14 protein-coding genes are annotated in these 22,206 nt (G+C 51.3%); 5 read left to right on the top strand and 9 right to left on the bottom strand.

Features of this window, described 5'->3' with window-relative positions; all coding sequences use genetic code 11:
• Nucleotide 1 precedes the first annotated feature (1 nt).
• Complete coding sequence (locus ACGHAD_RS06590) at nucleotides 2-808, top strand: alpha/beta hydrolase (RefSeq protein WP_382416242.1); 807 nt, start codon at nucleotides 2-4, stop codon at nucleotides 806-808.
• Between the two features lie 201 nt (nucleotides 809-1,009).
• On the top strand, nucleotides 1,010-1,624 hold the full coding sequence (locus tag ACGHAD_RS06585) for a GntR family transcriptional regulator (protein WP_390403592.1): 615 nt from the start codon (nucleotides 1,010-1,012) through the stop codon (nucleotides 1,622-1,624).
• A 72-nt stretch (nucleotides 1,625-1,696) separates the two neighbouring features.
• Here ACGHAD_RS06585 and ACGHAD_RS06580 read toward each other — a convergent pair whose 3' ends face one another.
• Nucleotides 1,697-2,242, bottom strand: coding sequence for a TetR/AcrR family transcriptional regulator (locus tag ACGHAD_RS06580; protein ID WP_382416246.1), 546 nt, complete (start codon nucleotides 2,240-2,242; stop codon nucleotides 1,697-1,699).
• 102 nt (nucleotides 2,243-2,344) lie between these two features.
• Here ACGHAD_RS06580 and ACGHAD_RS06575 point away from each other — a divergent pair, with 102 nt between their 5' ends.
• Nucleotides 2,345-2,812, top strand: a complete 468-nt coding sequence (locus ACGHAD_RS06575; RefSeq protein ID WP_382416248.1) for an HPP family protein — start codon at nucleotides 2,345-2,347, stop codon at nucleotides 2,810-2,812.
• Between the two features lie 60 nt (nucleotides 2,813-2,872).
• On the opposite strand, the gene ACGHAD_RS06570 is transcribed toward ACGHAD_RS06575, so the two are convergent.
• The 8 genes from ACGHAD_RS06570 to ACGHAD_RS06535 all read right to left on the bottom strand — a co-directional run bounded on the left by ACGHAD_RS06570 (nucleotide 2,873) and on the right by ACGHAD_RS06535 (nucleotide 18,212).
• Nucleotides 2,873-6,940: a carbohydrate-binding protein gene (locus ACGHAD_RS06570; RefSeq protein WP_382416250.1), complete on the bottom strand. Its 4,068-nt coding sequence runs from the start codon at nucleotides 6,938-6,940 to the stop codon at nucleotides 2,873-2,875.
• A 372-nt stretch (nucleotides 6,941-7,312) separates the two neighbouring features.
• Nucleotides 7,313-9,652 carry an alkaline phosphatase D family protein gene (locus tag ACGHAD_RS06565; RefSeq protein WP_382416252.1) on the bottom strand — a complete coding sequence of 780 codons (2,340 nt, stop codon included), beginning with the start codon at nucleotides 9,650-9,652 and terminating at the stop codon, nucleotides 7,313-7,315.
• Complete coding sequence (locus ACGHAD_RS06560; RefSeq protein WP_382416254.1) at nucleotides 9,653-12,016, bottom strand: agarase; 2,364 nt, start codon at nucleotides 12,014-12,016, stop codon at nucleotides 9,653-9,655.
• Between the two features lie 166 nt (nucleotides 12,017-12,182).
• Nucleotides 12,183-13,625, bottom strand: a complete 1,443-nt coding sequence (gene aldA, locus ACGHAD_RS06555) for an aldehyde dehydrogenase (protein WP_382416256.1) — start codon at nucleotides 13,623-13,625, stop codon at nucleotides 12,183-12,185.
• Nucleotides 13,626-13,630: 5 nt separating this feature from the next.
• Nucleotides 13,631-14,395 (bottom strand): SDR family NAD(P)-dependent oxidoreductase, encoded by a 765-nt coding sequence (locus ACGHAD_RS06550; RefSeq protein WP_382416258.1) that lies wholly within the window; start codon nucleotides 14,393-14,395, stop codon nucleotides 13,631-13,633.
• Nucleotides 14,392-15,417, bottom strand: a complete 1,026-nt coding sequence (locus ACGHAD_RS06545; RefSeq protein WP_382416260.1) for a zinc-binding dehydrogenase — start codon at nucleotides 15,415-15,417, stop codon at nucleotides 14,392-14,394. The genes ACGHAD_RS06550 and ACGHAD_RS06545 overlap by 4 nt, the downstream gene beginning before the upstream one ends.
• Before the next feature lie 8 nt (nucleotides 15,418-15,425).
• A complete protein-coding gene (locus ACGHAD_RS06540) occupies nucleotides 15,426-16,604 on the bottom strand; it encodes a mandelate racemase/muconate lactonizing enzyme family protein (protein ID WP_382416262.1) in 1,179 nt (392 codons plus the stop codon).
• A gap of 42 nt (nucleotides 16,605-16,646) precedes the next feature.
• Complete coding sequence (locus tag ACGHAD_RS06535; protein ID WP_382416264.1) at nucleotides 16,647-18,212, bottom strand: MFS transporter; 1,566 nt, start codon at nucleotides 18,210-18,212, stop codon at nucleotides 16,647-16,649.
• A gap of 261 nt (nucleotides 18,213-18,473) precedes the next feature.
• On the opposite strand from ACGHAD_RS06535, the gene ACGHAD_RS06530 reads away from it, so the two are divergent.
• Nucleotides 18,474-20,615 carry an agarase gene (locus ACGHAD_RS06530; RefSeq protein WP_382416265.1) on the top strand — a complete coding sequence of 714 codons (2,142 nt, stop codon included), beginning with the start codon at nucleotides 18,474-18,476 and terminating at the stop codon, nucleotides 20,613-20,615.
• A 414-nt stretch (nucleotides 20,616-21,029) separates the two neighbouring features.
• Nucleotides 21,030-22,187, top strand: coding sequence for a cytochrome P450 (locus ACGHAD_RS06525; protein WP_382416267.1), 1,158 nt, complete (start codon nucleotides 21,030-21,032; stop codon nucleotides 22,185-22,187).
• The last annotated feature ends 19 nt before the right edge of the window (nucleotides 22,188-22,206 follow it).

Below are 22,206 nucleotides of genomic sequence, written 5' to 3'. Positions count from 1 at the left end.
TATGACGATTCAACAAATTGAGGCCTCCAAGGGCTCTGGCGAGCTTGGGGGTAAACTGAAGTACTTAACCGTACATTCATCGGCACTAAAGGGCCGGGGTAACATTAGCTGTTACAACGCCAATAGCGATAAGACCAACCTACCCATTGTTGTTTTGCTGCACGGCGTTTACGGCAACCATTGGGTATGGATGGACTTAGGTGGCGTGCACAAAGTATACGAGAGCCTGCGCGAAAGCGGCGAAATCGACGAGATGCTACTTGTGATGCCCGAGGACGGCAGCTATTACGCTGGCAGTGGTTATTTACCCCTAAGTAACGGCCTGGATTTTGACAGCTGGATAATGGACGACGTACTAACCGCCCTTACACAGTCACTGAGCTGTGTAAGTGGTAGCTCCAAGGTCTATTTATCCGGACTATCGATGGGCGGGTATGGCGCCCTGCGTTTGGGCGCCAAACACGCGCGTCAAGTCAGCGGTATTTCGGCGCATTCCTCTATCACCTGCCTGGAAGACTTTAAACACTTTGTTAATGAAGATCTTGCCATTTATCAGTGCGATAACGAGCAAGAACCCGACCTTCTCTACTGGTTTACCCAGATGCAAGAACACCTCCCCCCTATGCGGCTCGATTGCGGCACGGAGGATGTTCTTTTCCCCGGCAACCTCACATTAAGTGAGCGTTTAAGCTCTGCCGGCATTGCGCATCAGTTTCAAGCAGGTAGCGGTGGTCACGAGTGGGCCTACTGGCACAAGCAGGTGGCCGAAACGTTGCGCTTTTTTGACAAAACCCACAAACTGGCCTAACCAGCAACCCGTAGGGGGAGGCCCCCTACGGGTTGTGGCCGCCCAGCCTGCGCCCGACACCTTAGCCACTTGCCACCATCGGCACTTTGACGGACAATAGTAGACCATCTAACAATAATTGGTCAGACCGAACCACTGTAAACAATTGACAATCCACAATGAACCCTCTAATCTTAGAGTGCGAAATTTGTATTAGAGACAATGACAATTATGTTCGGCAATAAAATTATATCCGTTAAAGATCAGATCGCCGACCAAATTCGATCTGACATTATCTCGGGCACATTAGAACCCAACGAACGGTTAAGTGAACAATCACTGTCTGAGCGATTTGGTGTGTCACGGGGCCCTATTCGCGAAGTGCTGTTACAACTAACCAAAGAGGGACTGCTGGTCTCTAAAAGTAACTGCGGGGTTTCCGTTAACAGCGCTCTCAATACTGGCATGCAAGAGCTGATGATTGATATTCGCCGCAAAATCGAGCTGCATGCCCTATCGAATATCAAAAACACATTAACGGAAGAAGACTTCGGCCACTTTGATGAAATTCTTGAGCGAATTCAAGAGGCTTTTGTCAAAGAAGACTTTACCGAAGTTACCAAAGCCGATATCGATTTTCACCGTCTGCTGGTTTATAAAGGTGGCGGCCAAGAATTAGTAAACCTTTGGTACCCCATTGTATTGCGTATGCGCATGAACTATAAGCGACTGTCTTCACCTAAAGATTGCGTAGAAGAGCACAAAGCAATTGTCGATGCACTAAAAGAAAAAAGCTTGGCCAAAGCGAAGAAATGTTTACTCGGTAATATTAAATAATACCGCTGATGGTGCACCTTACCTTTTTAAGGTGCACCCAATGCTTGACTCCCCTTCCAAGCCCGACGGCGGTTACAAGGCGCGCAAAATACGTATACAAGCATCGGGAGCCCACTTATCTTGTGCCACGTAGGCGGCACTAATCGCCCCTTCTTTTAACAAGCAAATCGCATCCAACAAAGTCTCGTTATTTTTGCCACCCAGAGACTCACCTATTAACTGACGTACCTGCCGCTTATGATATTGACAGAACTGAGAAATCTCGCTGTCGGTATCACCCAGCTCCGCACAAGTATTAATAAAAAAACATCCGCGATAGTTACCGAGCGCCGACACACGCCCCTCAAACCACGCTGACAAGCCATTAAATAAACGCTCAACAACCTCACTGTCAGAGGGTGCGCCTTGCAGCACCCCGGCGAGCCACTGCGTAAATACCCGGTGGCGCTGCTCAAGAACCGCCAAAATTAACGCATTTTTGCCTGAAAAATGACGATAAAGCGTTTTTTTGGCAATACCCGAGGCGTTAAGTATTTCGTTAATCCCTACCGAGTTAACCCCATTTTGGTAAAACAACTGCAGTGCGGTATCAATCAAGATTTGCCGTTTGTCTGTCATACACCCCCCCTCCATTGAAGAGCACATATTGACAAAAGTAGACCGTATTGTCTACCATAGAACCAAGTAGACAATACGGTCTACCTGATATATGGAAATCTTATGAACCGATATTTTATGGCGATATACGCTGGATTAGGAGCAGCCCTGGCCATTGGCGCCCTAGCCCTTGCCGAGCACAGACTCTCTGACCTTGCACTGCTTATGGCGCCGTTTGGCGCTACTGCGGTTTTAGTTTTTGGTCTACCTGAAAGCCCGCTAGCTCACGCTAAGAATGTTATTGTCGGCCATTTAATTACGGCCGCCATCGGTGTGGCCGTCAGCGCACTGATGGGAGTAACGCCATTATCATTAGGCTTAGCCAGTGGCTTAGCCGTTAGTGCTATGTTAATCACGCGCACCACACACCCACCGGCTGGCGCCAACCCAATACTTATTATGCTCAGCGGTCAAAGCTGGGGCTTTTTGCTGTTTCCAGTATTGTTAGGAACAACAGCGATTGTATTGTGCGGCCGTATTATGCAATTGCTAAAAACGACCGGCTACAATACAAGAGAGACCGGAGGGTAAATAGCAGACACAAAAAAGCGCGGAGCAAAGCTCCGCGCCAAAGTTCAGGTCAATTAACGCTTATCGACCCGGACTGGTGGTAAAGTCCCAAACAACCAGGTTGGCAACCGTCAACTCACCGTTGTGGCGGAAGTCCACCTGAATATCATTATTGCTTTGCAGTACCTCGACCGGCACCGGAATCTCCAGTGTGGCGAAGTAACGATCAGCTTGGTAATCAGCCGGGCCGCGCCAGTCAATTGGCGTATCCACTTCTACCCCGTTGATGGTCAGGGTATTAATGGTCAGGTTGCCATTTGGCACATCGTCTTCACTCATGTACATAGCAACGGTTAAGCGCAGCATTGCCTCGGCCGGACCGCTTGGCACTTGTACATTATCGATGGAGACAGGTACGGCGCCACCGGCGATGGATACGCGGTGTGGTACGCTGCCGCCGCTAACACTGTTGCCAAAGTACTTCTTCTCTTGCACCTGCTCGTTGACCACCACATTGTTATTCATGGTGTAACGCAAGACGATAGTGCCGTCCGGTGCGAGGGTTACCGTGCTTGGCGCTTCGTCCATAAAGCGACGATCCAGCTGAGTTTTGTGATTGGCATCAAAGTGCATATCACGCATTTCAACCTTGGATACATTACCCAGCGACAGGCCGTGTAAGTTAAGATTTACGGTGGTGGATTCGTCTTCCAGGTTGTTCAGAATAACGAATACCTCATCGCCATCTACGTAAGATTCGATTTGCACATCCGCATCCGATGATCGGGTATCCACACGGGTGCCATCAACATCGTCCCACAGCTCGTAAAAGCGAATGTAATCTGACCACGTCCAATCACCTTGGTTGAGGTTCTCTTCAATCATCATGGCGTAATGGTAACGGTTTTGACAATCTGGCACCTCTTTGTAACCACACGTTCCAACCGTGGTATAACCATCTTGCGCACCTACATAACCCCAAAGCGGTTTAGCGGGCGTGAAAGGCATAGACTTAGTCACATAGTCCGGACGCTCCAAAAACTGCATCAACATGCCGTTAAAAGATTTCAGCACTTCAGCATCGTAACGCGGCTCGTGCGGTAGGTAATCCCAGCCACCTTGCACAGCACCGTACTCAGATAACACGATGGGCTTGCGATTGCTCATGCCGTTTTCGTGCACGTCGTACCACTCCATCATGTCCAGCATGCCTTGTACGTGGCCACCACGGCGCAAGGTGCCTTTGCCGCCTTCGTTAACCGAGGGCCAGTCGTAAATGTGTACGGCATAAAAGTCCATGTTGTCGCCGGCGGCATCCATAAAGCCTTTCCACATCACGTCCCACTGATACCAATCCAGCGCACGAGTGTCATCCACAGTAGTTGCCATGCGACTTTCAAAGAAAGCTTCCGATTCAGCCTCGGCGGCCGGATCATCAGCCACAATCCACTGATCGTAAGAATCATCGGCAAAACGCGAGATACCATCGCGACGATAGAAATCGTGTTGGCCCCAGGTCATACCACCAATCAGTGGCGCCTCATTGCCCAGACGCGAGCGAATCTCTTGCGCGACCAGGTTGTGGTACTCCCAAATCTGCTCTTGGTTGGTGACCATGAACTGACCGGTCTTCATCTTCATATCCGGCTCGTTGATGACCTCCCAATAAGTCGGGGTAGGCTCACCGACATTGCCGTTTGTACTGTTGGCAAAGTAGCTTTCCAGGTATTTACCCACCCACTCGGCCGAGGTTTGGATATCCATCGGCTGCCAACCCGACCAGGTCTTACCATTGTCGTACCAGCTTAGGGTTGGGTACACAGGGTGCGGGTTAGTACCGGCAATCATCTGCGTTTTAGAGTCGGGGAAGCGCGAGTAGAATGGGTTGTCTTCATAGGCTTGACGCAGTTCCGCGCCGCGACCTTCCATCCACTCTAAATCGGCCATGTTGGGGCGGTTTGGATCTTCCTGCGTGTCCTGAAACTTCCAAGTTGCCGAGCCATTATCGCGCCCCATGTATACATCAAGCTCGTTCAGCAGGTAGTTCAGCTTATCGGCGTGACCTTCCCAGTCTTGCTCAAACACGGTGCTGTGAACGGTCATATGACGATCGCGGCCAAAGTCAGACACACCGTTAACAATGTGCTCGATATTAGCATTCACGTGGACGTCTACCGACTCTACCGTACTTACTTGCGAGGATGAGCAACCTTGCCCATTAGCAAACTCGCTGCCCGGAGTGGCCGGACACACATCAACGCTGTTTACCACACCATCGCCGTCACTGTCGCGACCGGAAGCGAGGCAACCATCAGGGCCCACATTCATGCGGAACGTGTTGGGGCACTGGTCATCCCAGTTAAACACACCGTCAAAATCATCGTCATCGCCGCCGCTGGTGGCGCAACCAACAGAGTTTACAAAGGCGTCCATTGCACTGTTGGGGCACTGGTCGTCGGCGTCGTTGATACCGTCAACATCGGTATCCAGCTGCGAGGGCGAACACCCTTCGCCGTTGGCCGCTTCACCGCTCGGCGTACTAGGGCAAGTATCATTGATATCGGCTACACCGTCGCCGTCGCCATCCAAGTTGTCATCGACAGGACCTAAATATTTGAAAACAATATTGTCGATATTAAACTGGAAGTCTTCAGTACCGGCGCCGGTAATACGTACCTTGCTGATGCCAGGGTAAACATTGAAACGCGTGCTTGAGGTAACATCATAGAAGACATCCCAACCACCCTGGCTTACCACATCGGTTTTATTCTTAAGGACCAGATCACCCTGGTGATCAGTCAGCATCAAACCTACCGCCGAGCCGCTAGCGTTACCGGTGCCTACGCGATACACCGCTTCATACAAACCGCCCTGGGCGTTATCGATGTCAAACTCTAAATAATCACCGGCATTAAAGTAGTTAACGGCATGGCCGCCATCAACGCTGTAAATTTCTACCTCACCACCGACAGCATTAAAACTTTCAGCCTCAAGCGAGAAGTCACCCGATACGGTAACAACGCCGCCAGGCACTTGCGAACTAGAGCTACCAGAGCTAACCGATGAGCTAGAGCTACTGCTCACAGAGCTGCTTGACGTGCTGGAACTGCTGACCGAGCTGCTGGAGCTACTGATCGACGAACTAGAACTGCTGACACTGCTAGAGCTGCTCACGCTGCTAGAACTGGCATCACTGTCACTGACAAACGCCAAGTCGAACTTATCGATGTTCCACTGCCAATCATTGCTGCCGGAGGCCAACAAGCGCACCTCTACCACACCGGCCGGGAGCTGAACGGTATGACCGGCGGTCTGCGCCTGAAAGTTATCCCAACCGCTGGCGGTAACACTTTTAGCGCCCTGTGACACCCAGTTGCCGTTTTGTTTAACCTGAAACTCAACTTGCGCACCCGAGGTAATCGCCGTACCAATAAAGTAGGTCAAATCATAAATACCGGCGCGATCAACTGAAATTTGATACTCGATCGCGTCGCCACGGTTAATATAATTTAGCGCAGTACTGCCATTAACCGAATAGGTGCTAACCGGTGCGGCCTGGCCGTCGGCGAAGGTGCCGCTCACCGCGTGATAGTCTTCCGCCTCCTGGCTGATATCGGAGGGAGTTTCAGGCTCAACTTCAGATTGGATTAAGGTCAGCGCGAACTCATCGAGGTTCCACTGCCAGTCGTTGGCGCCGCTACCGGTTAAACGAATGCTGACATTGCCCGCGGGCAAAGTGATTTCGTGCGCACCGTCTAAAGGCTGAAAGTTATCCCAGCCGCCGGTGGGTACCGTGGTTGTACCCTGGCTTTGCCAGGTGTTGCCAGTTTTAACCGACAACTCCACCTCGGCGCCGCTGGGCACCGCGGTACCAATTAAATATTGCACGGTGTACACACCGGCTTCAGCGATGTTTACCTCGTACTCGACATAATCGCCACGGTTAACATAGTTAATGGCCTGCACGCCATTAACGCTATAAGTACTGACCGCCTGAGGCTGGCCGTCAGCATAGGTGCCCCCTTGGGCCGTAAAGTTTTCAGCCTGAACTTGCACACTTTGCGCTAATGCAGTTGACGCCATTGCACCGGCCACGACCGATGAAATTGCACAGGCCAAGGTTAAACGAGAAAAACGTTTGACTCTCACTGGAATTACCTCCATTTGTTTTATTATTTACCTAGGTGTACTTAGCAAACCTACCGGTTCCGTTGGTAGTGCCTGCAAGCAAATCGGCTGAACAAGCATGACAGCCTAGGGAGAGGACATCTGGCGCAGCTACGCTCCTGCGCTCGCTACACTCTATCGCCCGTATTCTGCTGTCGCGTCAAGGCACGACAATTCGTCTTACTTATAACCTATTGTTAACAATTTACTGTTTACGATAATTTAAGTAAAGGCGACCGAACAAGCCTTGCTCAGAAAGGCCGATCAGCTCACAGTTCTGCAACTTAGAAGAGGGAGGGAGTTTCATTAAAGAAATAAAAAAGGGGCCGAAGCCCCTTAAAAAACACTAAGTAATTAAAGCTTGTAGTGGTAAGGCCACCCGGAAAATTGCGAGTCGCTCGCGGGATCGGCATCCCAGGGCCAGCATTCGAAAGCAACTTCGCCTCTGGCGGGCTTGAATCGCACCAAGCCATACCCTTCACTTTTTAATTGCCGATCCGCCAAAAATTTACCCCAGGTGGTGTTATCGTCCTGAAAGTCGGCGTGGCTAATTTTGGGGTTGGCGACGGCCAGCACTCGCATTTTATTGCCAAAGGTATCGACAAAGTCACCACTGTTTCGATTGCCATCGCGTTGATGCTCCAGAGCTTCAGCCGGCTCAAACCAACGTTGCCAAAACGCCGCCGAAGCCGGACCCGAAAAAAACAGAACCCCATCGTCAAACGAGTCCAGACATTGCTCTGCCAACATCCCTAAATGCTGATCACCGGACAAGACCACAGCTTGCGCTTTTTTAGCCAGAGCAATTGCCCGCCGGCGCCCATCGGGCGGGTAACCGTTGGCGTCGTAATCTAGTAGGGGTTGGCCGTTCTCATCGGTTTGTGGTGATCCCCACATAGAGGCCGTGATAATAGCTTTAGGCATCCCAGGGCGGGATTTTGCCCAATTATCTAAAAATTGCTCCTGACGCTTACCGAGTAACTCCCCCGCGGTTTTTAACGGGTTGGAATCGTAATCGGGCGGCGTTTTAAATTTGCGGTCTTCAACAAAAGCAAAATTCACGCCGCCATAAACAAACGACCCATAGTAAACCGGGATACAGCCATTAATAGGCGTCGTATCGTATGCGTCAGGGTTATGGCTGCACTGCACCCGATACACCATCCGCATTAAGTCTACATCCCATTTAAAGCCGCCGTCCTCTTCTTTGGGACCACCGGATACCCCGGCATTTCCCCACAGGTTACCCTGCAGCACATCGTGGTCGTCCACCAGAACTATTGCGGGGCGATTGCGAGTCATATCGCGAAACGCCCATAACCACAAATACCAGCGATATAGGGTATCGAGCTTAGCTTGCGGAGTATCGCGCCCATAACGAGTCGGATAAGTTTCGTAATACTGGTCACCAACAAACAAGCACAAATCCGGATCGTGGGATGAACTGTTTGCGACAAGTTCATTATGTGGAAAGAAAATATTGTCAGAAGTATAGCGCCCCAACACCTGCTCTTCAGGAATCAGCTTTTTGTAATGGCCTTCATCCAACGATTTAGCGGTGGGAATAATACAAGAGTACAACCCCACGTTAAGCTCATCAGTGCCACCCGAGTCGCGTCGAAAGCGCCCTTCAAAGGGCGGGTATTTCGCAGCACCAGGCACCACAATACGATAATCCACTGCTTGGTCAGTACGCCAGTCATCAGCCCGAAACCGCGCCACAAAACCATCTTCAATAGCGGCGAAAGCCCGTGTTGTCCATTCTCCGGAAGTGCTTTTTAGTTGCAGCTCGGCATTGGGGTGCTCTTGTGTATTGAGCGGAAAAAACTGCGCGGTAAGCTTCATAACGTGCTGATTCAAGCTATACAAACAGCCTAACACCGGCCCCTCGGCACGCTTATCATCCACCAGAATCTTCTCACCGGCGGTGGCGACGTCTTGAAACCACCAGCCCGTGCCCGGTTGATTTGCCGGTGTCGATGATACCAACATAATACCGCCCGTTAGCTCTTCGGCCGCGACATTGGTACGTACGGCAAAGCCGATTTCCCGCTCGGTTTTTGCATCAAGCGCTATTAAGCGCACATCGAAGCGACCATCAGAGACAGGATCAATATGGCAGTCGAGCACAATCGCGCGATGATCCACCGCGCCAATAGGTGTCGCACCGGTGCGGGTCAGTGACTCAAAGGCCAGCGTATTGGTCGCCTCAGAAAAGTCTTGAAACGCCAAATCCCCCTGGTTATTGAGCGTGGCCATAAAACCACCATTAGTACCGGAAAAACGCTGTGCCAACGCACTAGCGCGATAATCTAACTGCCCCGCTCCCACGCCCAGCAACAACCCGCAAAAACCCGCTTTATCCGGCTCCAGCGCCCCTACTGTCACGCGAATACGGGCAGGTTTATGAGCATCCGTTAATTCCCGCGTTAACAGCGATACAGTGCGCACCTCATAGCTTTTGTCACTTTGCGCACACTCAATGCGGCCATTGCTGACCTGCCAATCCTGTAAACGGTTGGCCCAGAAATCACGCCCGAGCCAGGTTTGCGAGTTTTGTTCAATTGCCAAGAAATCGCTAGGCGTCGCCACCTGAGCCTTGCGCTCGGCCGCAGCCATTGCTGCTAGGCTGGGCGCCATACTCGCGCCTATACCCGCGGATGCCGCTAACTGAATAAAGCGTCTGCGTTGCATTTACTTATCCCCGTAACGTTGCTCGTAAAGATCGCGACCCAGCTCCTTTGCCGCGTCCACCATTTCTGGGTAAGGCGTATCCGTTACATCAACAAAACCCACGTTATAATTCTCACCATCGTGAGCACGACCCGTTAGCGGCGAATCCATATACTGAAACCAGTGAGCGCCAACAAAGTACGGGTTGCCAATCACAGTATCCATATAACGGCGGTACATTTGCGCGCGATCATCCTGATCTTCAGCGTGTATCAACCCCGGGTGAAATAAGCCACGATCCATAGCCCCCATATGGAACTCGCCGATAATACTGGGTTTGTCGATCTCAGCCAGAAACTCCCACTTTTTCTTGTTCAGGCCTTCTTTGTAGACATTGTAACTAACCACATCGGCGAATTTTGCCGCAGCGCGCACCACCTCAATGGGCATGCCCCAATCGGGCAAACGCGAACCTAAGTACAAATGGTTGGGTAAGGAATCTTCGACGGCATCGTGCACGACACGGTAATACTGAGTAGCGTAAAGCTCGAGCAATAAGGCGTAATCTTCACGTTGCGCGGCGGTGATCTCACCCGGAGTGAAACCTTTATCGAACTCGGCCCAATCAACCAGCTGGAGATTCCATGCGTTATTAAACGCCGCAACCGTGTCGTACTTAGCTTTAATAACCTTACTAAACTCAGCCTTAGTGGGTACGCTGGCGGCGTCGCGGCCCAGGGTGTTAATCACGATACCGTAATGCAGCTGATCTGACTCAGAGCGGCCAAAGCTCATTTCATTATCGATAAACACTCCCACACACCAGGGCGTATTTTGTACTTCTGCCGCGACTTGCTGGGCCGTCACCTTGGCGCGTTCGGCGAATTTCGGGTCAAACACGTCGGGCAAAGGCCCCCAAAAATCATTGCCGCTGGAGACTTTTTTAAAGTCGCCAATAATCCAACCATTCGCAAAAAACGGAATTTGCTCATTACTGTAAAAACGCGGATCGGTCCAGTTGCCCAGCGAGGTAAACCCCCAGTTCAACATACGCTGTTTGGTAACCTGCTCCCATTTTTGCAAAAAGCTATTAGGCGAGGTTTCGCCATACTTACGCTCTAGGTTGGCCTGATAAAAGCTGTAAGTTTCGCCATGCTCCAGCGGGCCAGAGTGCGCGGCGCGGCGATAGCTATAGTGATTCGCCAATTCGTCGTCCATATCGGGCAACCAGGTAAACATATTGGCACGGGTCTTTGAGGCCACAAACCGGGTTTTCTTGGCTTCATCACTGACCTTGAGCATACCAATAGAATCTTCCGGGGTTAGGTCGCCGTCGTCACGCTGATTGATTTTTTCTTGATCGTAATCATAGCCCGTCATGGTGGTAGAATTAGACAGACGAATGATGTCTAGACCGGTCGCAAAGTATAGGTAGCCCTCTGGATCTACCAGAGCCCATTTGCCATCCACTTTCTCAGTGCGAAAGTACCCAGTCGCTTCAAGCTTGGGGCCATTTTTCCAGCCACTAAATTTCGAGCGATCAACCATAGGCTTACCATTAAGCGCAGCCAGCTCGGCATCACGTACCTGATGCAACTCCTCCAGACTATCGATCTTGTCGGCGTAGTCATATTTCGCATTTTGACCAAACTCGTCGACTATCCCAACTAGGAACTCTTCATCCATTGTTGGGTTTTCGGTCAAACGGACGTTATCGATGCTAATCGTCTTGTTACTCACCGCGCCCTGAACACTGATTGAAATCTCAGTGATTTGTGATACGTCCAGACTTTTAACACCCCACATCCAGATGAAGTGTGTAGCCTCTCCACGCCAAGTGGGCGGGTTTGAGCGCAAGCCAGATGAGAAGTTTAGCTCAGTCGCGTCGGCATCACCGGCCGACTCAATGTCGTGCCCGGCAAGCTTCGCGTAATATGTTTTAAAGCCTCCCCTTGGCACCACCACACTTCGGGTGGCTACATTGCCTTTACCATCTTTTAAGTTCAGGTAGATTTGCGTCGACTGCTCGCCATCATTAGCTAAGTCCATACTCAGGCTAAAACTATCAAACTTACTCCAGTCCCAAGGGGACTCAGGTTTGAAGGTAATACCCGAATAACCATTCTCCTTTGACAGAAAGTCAATTTTAACGGATTTATCTGAGCCATCACCCACCAAGGTTACATTGGCAGAAGCAGATTTAACGGTTGAGTCCAGCGCATCATCAAAGTTGTACAACACCGCCAGCGGCTGATCAGCACCGGCACTCTCTTCAACTGTCGCCTCGGTAGTGGCTGCAGCCGCTGGAGTATCTTCTGTGTTGCACGCCGAAAGAAACAGTGAAAAGAATAAAACGGATGGAGTTATAGTTTTATAAACGTTCATAGCTACCACTTTATTTTAATAAGTCTGAGTAAATACTACCTATATACGCTGAGCAGTCTCGCTAGATACACCCTATGGTGATGCGATCGAGGTGCGTTAATTTCTCTTTTTCACTCGGCGCATACGATAAAGGAGCCGCTGTTAACGACTCCCCTATCGGACCCTTTCATTCCTGAAGGTAAACAGTCTTTTTTTCTAAGTACTGTTCGAGCCCGTACTTGCCATCCTCACCGCCGGCACCACTGAGTTTCCAACCGTTATGGAAGCCCTGATGCTGCTCGCCGATACCCCGGTTCACATAGACCTCACCACTTTCCACCTCATCAATGTACTGATGGATATAGCGCATATTTTCAGTGAACAAGTAAGTGGATAGGCCGTACTCACTGTCGTTAGAGTAGGTAATGGCCTCGTCGATAGACTTAATTTTAACGATTGGCAAAATCGGGCCAAAGGTTTCCTCGTGCACCAGGATATTATCCTGGGCGACTTCACCCAGTACCGTGGGCTGATACCAATGACCGTTAGGGTACTCTGGCACATCCGCCACATCACCACCGACCAGCAGCTTGGCGCCCTGAGCAATACCTTTTTTAACGATCGCGTCAATGTTATCGATCTCGCGAGCGTTTACTTTTGGCCCCATGGTAGTTTCGGGATTCATAGGGTTGCCCAGCTTAATACCCTTTACCATCGGCAAAAGTTTGTCGACAAATTTATCGTAAACAGATTCGTGCACATACAAACGCTCGGCACAGGTACAAACCTGACCACAGTTCGCAAACCGTGTGGTAAAAGCGGCCTGAACCGCTTCATCTAGGTTGGCATCTTCCATCACCACAAACGGTGCCTTACCCCCAAGCTCCAACATGACCGGAGTAAGGTGCTCGGCACTGGTGCGATAAATGATCTTACCTGCCGGGGTACTACCAGTCATAGTGATCAACCGGGTAATGGGGCTCTCGCACAAATGCTGCCCAACCACAGAACCAACACCGTTAACAATATTTAAAATGCCAGCGGGTAAGCCTACCTCGTTGGCAATGTCACCCAACGCTAACGTCGCCAGCGGCGTTTCTTGTGTTGGTTTAACGACGATGGCGTTGCCGGTCACCAGTGCCGGACCGATTTTACGCCCGGCAAGTGCCAACGGAAAGTTCCAGGCGGTGATGGCTACCACGACGCCACGCGGAACTTTATGAATATAAATTTTCTCGCCGGGGTTATCCGACGGCAAAATATCACCTTCGATCGTCAGCGCATTATCACAAGCGTACTCGATAAAAGTCGCGGTGGCTTCCACTTCAGCCTCGGCCACCGATAACAATTTTCCTTGTTCGCTCACCAGCAACTCGGCCAGCCCTGGCTTTTTCGCACGAATCGCTTGAGCGAACTTACGCATTATCTCTGCGCGTTCGCGCGCGGTGCGCTTTGCCCACAGCTTTTGCGCCGCACTGGCACTTTCTAGTGCTACTTGTGCATCTTCGGTGGTACCGGCCGGTATAGTACCGACCCGTTCACCCGTGGTGGGGTTCAGAATTTCCAGTGTTTCATCAGAGCTGGAGGAAACATACTGACCACCAATAAAGTTAAGATTATTTTTAATCATAACGCTTACCGTCCCATCCAACCGCCGTCTACCAACACGACGCTGCCATTCATATAATCAGATGCTTTCGAGGCTAAAAATACCGTAGGGCCTTTAAAATCATCTGGGGTTCCCCAGCGACCTTGCGGAATGCGCTCTAAAATGGCTTTCGAGCGGTCTTTATCTTCGCGCAGTGCCTGGGTGTTGTCAGTGGCAATATAACCGGGCGCAATGGCGTTCACATTAACGCCCTTGGGTGCCCATTCGTTTGACAAGGCTTTGGCCAGCTGGCCAATGGCACCCTTGCTAGCCGCATAACCCGGCACGGTAATACCGCCTTGAAAGGTCAGAAGTGAGGCGGTAAAGATAATTTTACCGCTGCCACGCTCGGCCATAGTTTTGCCAACTTCACGGCTCAAAATAAACTGTGAATTAAGGTTAACTTCAATGACCTCATCCCAGATATCATCGCCATGCTCAGCTGCCGGCGCCCTTTTAATAGTACCGGCGTTATTAACCAGAATATCTATTTTGGGGTGATCTTTTTTAACTTCAGCAATAAAGCTTTTTAGGTTATCGCGATCGGAAAAATCACATTGGTAGGCCGAAAACCTACGACCTGTTTTTTCAATGTCTTTCGACACTTCTGAGCCCTGCAACTCTAATGAGGCCGACACGCCGATCACATCAGCGCCGGCTTCGGCTAGGGCCACGGCCATGGCGCGCCCAATGCCGCGCTTACAACCGGTTACCAGAGCGACTTTACCGCTTAAATCAAAATAGTCGTTCATTGTTCCGCTCCACAGTCGATAAGAGTTTTCATACCCGCCGGGTTTAAGTCGATACCGGCAAAGGCATCGCCAATTTTATCCAGCGGTGAGACAGAGCTAATAAAGTTATCGATAGTGATTTTACCGCTCGAGATCAAATCAATCGCCTGGTCAAAATCTTTGGCTTCGTACACACGTGCACCCACTAACTCTAGCTCCTTCCAGAAGAAGTGGAACAAGTTAACCTGTGGTTTCTCGGAGTGAATAGCAACCATACAAATACGGCCACGCACGGCGGCAATTTCGGTCATGGTATCCACCGCAGGCTGCACACCTGTTACCTCAAACACCACGTCGGCGCCTTTGCCATTGGTCCACTCTTTAACCACTTCACCAATGTCTTGCTTGGTTGGGTCAACGGTTTCAAAGCCTAGTTTTTCAGAAAAAGCCAACCGATCGGCGTTAACCTCAGAGACCATAACCTCGGCCCCAATACCTTTGGCCACCGCGGCGATCAACTGACCAATTGGCCCGCCGCCCAGCACCACCGCTTTTTCGCCGGCTTTAAGCCCGGCGCGGGACACATCGTGACAGGCTACCGATAGAGGTTCGACCAACGCGCCCTGCTTTAAACTTACGTTCTCGGGCAGCTTGTGTAAGGTACGTGACTTAACAGTCCAAAAGCTCTGAAAAGCACCTGTGGTATCAATACCCATAAACTTCAGGTTGTGGCAAACATGGGAGTGCCCGGCGTCGCAGGCAGGACACTCACCACAGTGATCCAGCGGACGCACCACCACACGATCGCCCGGACTGTAGTCGGTAACACCGTCACCAACCTCGGCAACAATGCCTGACATCTCGTGGCCGATGGTCTGGGGGATAGAGACGCGTTTGTCCATAACGCCGTGATAAATGTGCATGTCGGTGCCGCAGATACCAGCAAAACCTACTTTGATGCAGACCTCACCCGCTTTGGGCGCCACTTTAGAGCCTTCAACTACGTCGAAGGTTTTATTACCTGTGTATCGTGCCGCTTGCATACGAAACCTCAATTAGAAGAGTGAATTAAATAATCTTTTAGCCGTGCGTCATCAAACACTACCCCTGTGCCCGGTATGTCGGGGGCTACCGCCAAACCATCGGCATCCAACTTAAGGGGGTGTTTGGTGTACTCGTCAATCGGGAAGGAATGAACCTCTAGCTGCCCAGCATTGGGCTGTGACGCCATCAATGAAACATGCAGTTCGTGCATACCGTGACTGCACACGGGTAAGTTGTGCGCTTGCGCTAAATTGGCTACGGCCAACCAACCGGTAACCCCCCCGATATTGGAGGCGTCGGGCTGTACAAAGCCAAGTTTTGCTTGATCAATGGCGTAGGTAAATTCATGAATGGTGTGTAAGTTTTCGCCCATGGCCAATGCGATATCGGTCGCATCGGCAATACGTGCGTAACCTTGGTAGTCATCGGGAATAGTCGGCTCTTCAAACCATGTAACGTCCTGATCCGCGATCGCGTTTGAGAAGCGAATTGCCCCCTCAACTGTCATAGAGTAGTTCGCATCGACCATGAAGGTAATGTCCGGACCAATCAGCTCACGGACCGCACGAACACGCGCAACGTCTTCGCGATAATCCTCTTTACCCACTTTAATTTTTACCGCTTTAAAGCCGCGATCCAGGTAGGATTGAATGTTCGCCAGCAGTTTCTCTTGGGTGAAATTCAGATCAATACCGCCCGCGTAGCAGCGAGTTTTGTTGCTTAATCCACCGGCAACTTTCCACAGCGGCTGCTCAAGGCGTTTACAACGAATATCCCACAGCGCGATATCAACCGCCGACTGGGCAAAACTCACCAAGCCACCGCGCCCCACATAGTGCAAGTGCCACTGAACTTTTTCCCAAACCGCCTGAATTTTGCCTGCATCCATACCCTTTAGCATTGGCGCCAGCTCATCTGCCAACAACGAATAAATGGCGCGACCACCACTACCGCCGGTATAGGTGTAACCCACACCTTCAAGCCCGTCGTCACAGACGATTCGACACAGCACCAACTCAAAGTGTGTATGCATCCCGTGCTTAGCGTCGGCAAGCACCTCTTTTAGAGGTACCCGATAGTACTCCACATTTACCTCAGCAATACATTGCGTTGCACTTGCGATTTGCTGTGTTTGTTCCACCACCAGATCTTTCATCGAATTACCCGTACTCTCCACTATACTCACAGACTACCCCCAAGCATTGTATATTGTCAACAATGTGAATGTTTATTTTGCCGCAAGCATTTGCTCAATTTCTTCAATACTCTTACCTTTGGTTTCAGGCATCAGCCAGGCAAGCAGTATCAAAGCGAGCACGGCACTCACTCCATAGGTAAAAAACACCCCCGACGAGCCCATCACCTCAAGCTGAATCGGAAACAACTGCTGCACCATGGCACTGACGATACTGGCCACCAACGCCATGGCCGGAATCGCCACACTACGAACATGAATAGGGAACAACTCAGAAAACAGTACCCACATCACCGGCCCGATAGAAAACTGGAACGCAGCAATAAAGGCCAACACCCCAAACAAGATCACAGTGGCATTCATATTGGCCGCATACTGAAACAGCACCGCCTCGTTATCGCGGGCCACTTTCGGGCCAAGCTGCTCAACCAGCGCCGCTTTAAAGCTTAGATCGCTGTCGAAGGTCACCCCCTGAAGCGCCTGCAGGCTCGATACATCAAGGTGCTCTGCCAGACTCGCCAATGTCTCGCCCGTCAGACCATAAGTGGCCTGACTAAACGCCCAGGCGCACGAAAGCAGACTGACCCCCGCCACCACCAGACCAACGATAATCAAAGCCCGGCGCCCGAGCTTGTCGATAAGTGCCAGCGCCAACGCCGTAGCCAACACGCTAATTAGGCCGATATAAACACCATTAAACAGGGCCGCGTTGGTACCGAGACCCACCTGCTCAAAAATAATCGGCGCGTAAAACATCACCGCATTAATACCCACCGTTTGCTGAAAGAACGCAATCACCACTGCAATAATCAGCGCCTTGCGAACGTTAGGAGAAAATAAGTCCTGCAACTGATGCCACACACTGTGATTTTTGTGGCCATGAGCTGAGCTCTCGCGAACGCCTTGCATTTCTAGGGCAAGCTCCGCTGGCGGCACCAACTTTGCCATCACCGCCTCGGCCTCATCGATGCGGCCGCGCAACACCAGCCAGCGCGGACTCTCGGGAATCGAGAACAGCAGCAACACCCAAATCAACGCGGGGAGAATCTCAACCCCCAGCATCCAACGCCAAGTTTGCGTATCGATCATCAGCGCGCTGACCCACGAGAGCTGCAATTCTGAGATCCAGTGAACCGCAAACACCGACAAATATGCGGCCGACAAGCCCACCACAATCGCCATTTGGTTCATGGCAACCAGCTTGCCACGCGCTTTGGGCGGGGCAATTTCACCGATATACATAGAGGCCAACGATAATGAGGTAAATGCCAATCCGCCTAAAAATCGTGCCGCCACCAGCGTCTCGTAGCTAGGGGCAATGGCCGAGGCAACGGCCGAAACAACGTATAACGAAGCAATAATCTGTAAGGTTTTTTTGCGGCCTAATTTATCGGCCAAATAGCCGGCAAGAAACAAGGCAAACAACACCCCGTACCCGGGCGAGCCCACAACCAACCCCACCTGAAACGCAGAGAGGTCAAACACCTCGGTGATATCCCGCACCACCCCTGAAATTAGCGCGGCATCCAGGCCGAATATAAATCCACCAAAAGCCACAATGGCGGCATAACGAATAGCGGCAAACTGATAGGAGGTCATAGAAGTTACCAAAGCCTAATTATTATGGATAACGCGTAAGCGCCTGGCACGGCTTACGCGCCTGCCTTTAACGCTCGCACATTGGCGATTGTATACAATATACTATACACTTAGTGCTATAGCAAAATAATCGTTTTTATTGAAATAGCACAAAAATAAAAGAACAGAGGGAGGTACGGTCCAACCGACCACCCACGCCTGGGTAAACATAATCACAATAAATGCACCGACGCAGCGCGTCGATCATCCTAAGAGGTATCTATGACTATCCACTCCCACAAAGCGCTCTATTTATCGGCGTTGATCGCCTGCAGCCTTACGCTAACCGCCTGCGGCGGCTCGTCGGGCTCCGGAGGTTCCGGTAACGGCAGCCTTTCCAGCTCTAGCTCTAGCTCTAGCTCTAGCTCTAGCTCTAGCTCTAGCTCTAGCTCTAGCTCTTCAAGTGTTAGCCATACTCAGGTACTTGTCGACCCAACCAGTCGGCTGCATATTGGGGACTCAACCACCTTTGAGCGCGAAAAATTCATTACCCTGCACGCCTCTCACACTGAAAATGATTGGTGGTTGGGTACTAATGACGAGAGCGTAGGCGGCAACGCCCTAATGCCCGAGTTTGTCGAGACCTATGATGTGTACTTTGGCCGAGACACTGGCAGCATGGCTTGGCAACTATCGCAAATAGCCGAGGACCCTTTGCGACCAGACTACGCCAGCGCCACCGATGCGGAGCGTATTGGTGGGGAAACCACAGGCTGGTACGACTTCCGTACCGACGAGCGAGGCCAACAACAGCGAGCCCAAGAGCACCGCAATAGCCAGATGGTGGTGGCCGCACAACAACACCCCTACTGGCCCGACGGCACCTTAACCGGCCAGGGCTGGGCACTTTCTCAAGCCAATACGCCTGAAGCGCCGTTTGGCACCGCCACTGGCGACTATATGGGCTTGTTTCTGGCTAACTACTTCCGTCAAAGCGCGGGCGAGGCGGGCCAACCAAAGCCCAAGTACCTAGAGGTGATGAACGAGCCGCTGTACGATCTTGTGACCGCCGCCGACAATCCCGAAGACCCTGCCAAGGTTTTTGCATTCCACAACGCCGTGGCCGACGCCGTGCGCAAGCTCAATCCCGATGTGCTGCTGGGCGGTTACACCGCGGCCTTCCCGGACTTTGAAAAAGACAACTTTCAGCGCTGGGAAGAGCGAGACAAGCTGTTTATGGATATCGCGGGCGAGAACATGGATTTTATATCGCTTCACTTTTACGACTTCCCGATCTTCCCCGGTGGTGACGGTGGCAGCTTAGTTAAGCGCTACCGCAAAGGCTCGAACCTTGAGGCCACCTTCGACATGCTCAACCAATACAGCGTGATGACCGAAGGTGAGGTAAAACCACTGCTGATCTCTGAGTACAGCGCACAAACTCACGCCTTGGATAACGGCCCTTGGGTACCCTACCGCGACTGGCTGATTGTAAAGTCAGCCAACGCGATGATGATGCAGTTTATGCAGCGCGCCGACCAAATCGAAATGGCGATACCTTTTTTTACGGTTAAAGCCGAGTGGGGGCGTAAATCCGCCGATGTGCCCTACCCCTCGCGCCTAATGCGCCAGAAAAAAGAGGGTGAAGGAGAAACCGGTGAAGAGTGGGTTTATTCAGAATTGGTGGATTTTTTCGCACTGTGGCAAGACGTTAAAGGCGAGCGCCTGTACACCGCCAGCTCCGATCGCGATCTACTAGTCGATGCCTATGTCGATGGCGACACTCACTATGTGGTACTTACCAACCTAGACTTTGACGAGCAGACTTTTAACCTCAATCTGCCCGACGGTCTCTCAACCCAAAACATTGAAATAAAACACCTCTATCTAGGTGACAACGGCGCTACGCAAAACCAGCGCACTCCGGTAATCGAGCACAGCTCGCTAGCTGATTTTAGCTCGGCCATCACTCTGGGGCCCGAGGCCAGTATGGTCATTAGTTTTAACAGCCAGGTTAGCGAGGCCGTTAATACCGTAAATAAGCGCTACATCTATGCCGACCGTTACAAGCAAGCCATTAGCGCCGGGGAGAACATCGAGTTTGCCTTTAATGAGCTCAGCCCACCCGCCGCTGGCAAGCTGACACTGCGAGTCAGCGTCGGTCGCAACCACGGCTTATCACTAAAACCAAGCATCAGCTTTAATGGCCAGAGCCTTGAGGTACCCAACGATATCCGAGGCGACGATCAATACCTGGACGGCAAAGGACGCCAGAGCTTTTTTGGTACTTTAGAGATACCCGTACCACTCGAACTACTTGCCTCCAGCAATAAACTAACACTGAACTTCAGCGATAACGGCGGCTACGTTAGCTCAGCGGTGTTGGAACTTTACGAGTCGGAGCAAGCACTTAATACACTGTAAACTTTAAGGCAGCCCCCAGGGGCTGCCTTTCCATAACAATAAAGCGGTAACCACGATGAACCCCGAGCTATTACAGTGCGTTTCATTGACACTTAAATGCCACCTGGCAGAGCAGCCTGCCACAGGCCCGGAGCACCTCGCCACACAACTTGGGCTATCATGCAACGACATCTTACGCATGGCAGAAAACGACCCAAGTGTCTCCCCCGAGCTTTTTATACACGCCGCTATTTACCTAGGCATAGCACCCGAACTCGTACAAATGCTGAACGATTATCGCCACCAGGGCTAAATGAGCATATTTCTAATATTTTTAGCCAAAGAACCCCTATATAGCACTAAAGACCTGCCATAAGATGTCATTAATATGACATTGTCCACAAAAGGGCTCCCATAATGAACGGAGGGCAAACCGTGAAGCCATCAAACCACCCAGACCCGTTTAAACAAGCACGTGTAGAACAGGGCGTGAGTGATATCGACGATCAGAGCGATCCGGTTAAAATGGTGCTGCGTTTAAAGGATGTACGCAAATGCGCTCACAACTGGAAAACCTACTCCTCCGAAGCCACTCCGGGCCGTATTGTCGTGCCTTCTGAGGTGAATATTCGCGATACCCGGCAAATCCCCTTTGAGGTAGACCCTCCCAAGCACGGTGGCTTCCGTGCGCTGTTAGACCCTTGGTTTAAACGCCCACTGCAAGACGACTATCGCGAGAAACTGCGCGAGCAAATCCGTACACTAATACATGACGTAAACCAGCAAGACAGCATAGAAGCCATCTACGGTTTCTCACTACTGCTACAGTCGCGCGCCTTGACGCTGCTGATGAACACGCCAGAGGCCGAAGCCGAGACCTTTATCGGTTGGGGCACCCATGTGTTTCGCAGCGAAGACGACCCGCTGGATGCCGGTAAAGCGCAGCAGCTGTACGATTACATTGAGCAGAAAATAGATGAAGCCGAAATCAACCCCAGCGAGGATTTGTTTTCAACCCTACTGGCGGCCGAGGTGGATGGCGAACGACTCAGCCGCGAGCAAATCAAAGGCATTATTATTCTGACCTTTGCCGGTGGCCGCGACACCGTAATCAATATGGTCACTAATACCCTGGCCTACCTCGCTGACCATCCAGAATCGCTTAAGCGTTTACGCGATGAGCCGGAGATTCGAACCCGCGCAATCGAAGAGCTAATTCGTTACTTCTCACCTTTAACCCATATGGGCCGGGTTACCACCGAAGACACAACCGTGTGTGAGCATGCGGTGCCAGCCGACAGCCGCATCTCGCTTTGCTGGGCCTCGGCCAATCGCGACGAGACCGTATTTGAAAACCCCAACGAGGTAGTACTAGACCGAAAGATTAACCCCCATGTGGCTTTTGGCTTTGCTACCCACAATTGTCTGGGAGCCACCCACGCTCGCACAATTATGCAAGTTCTGATCGATGAGCTATGCCAGCGCGTCGATCATATCGACTTTCTAAGCGCCGACGAAAACATCGAGCAATGGGGCGAGTTTGAGCGCAAAGTGGGCTATCACTCTCTGAACGTAGCGTTTCACCCTGCGTAACGCCTTACAAATCAATCAA

Origin of the sequence: Gilvimarinus japonicus, assembly GCF_042847215.1 — a bacterium.
Taxonomy (GTDB): Bacteria; Pseudomonadota; Gammaproteobacteria; order Pseudomonadales; family Cellvibrionaceae; genus Gilvimarinus; species Gilvimarinus japonicus.
This window is presented reverse-complemented; position numbering and strand designations above follow the sequence as displayed.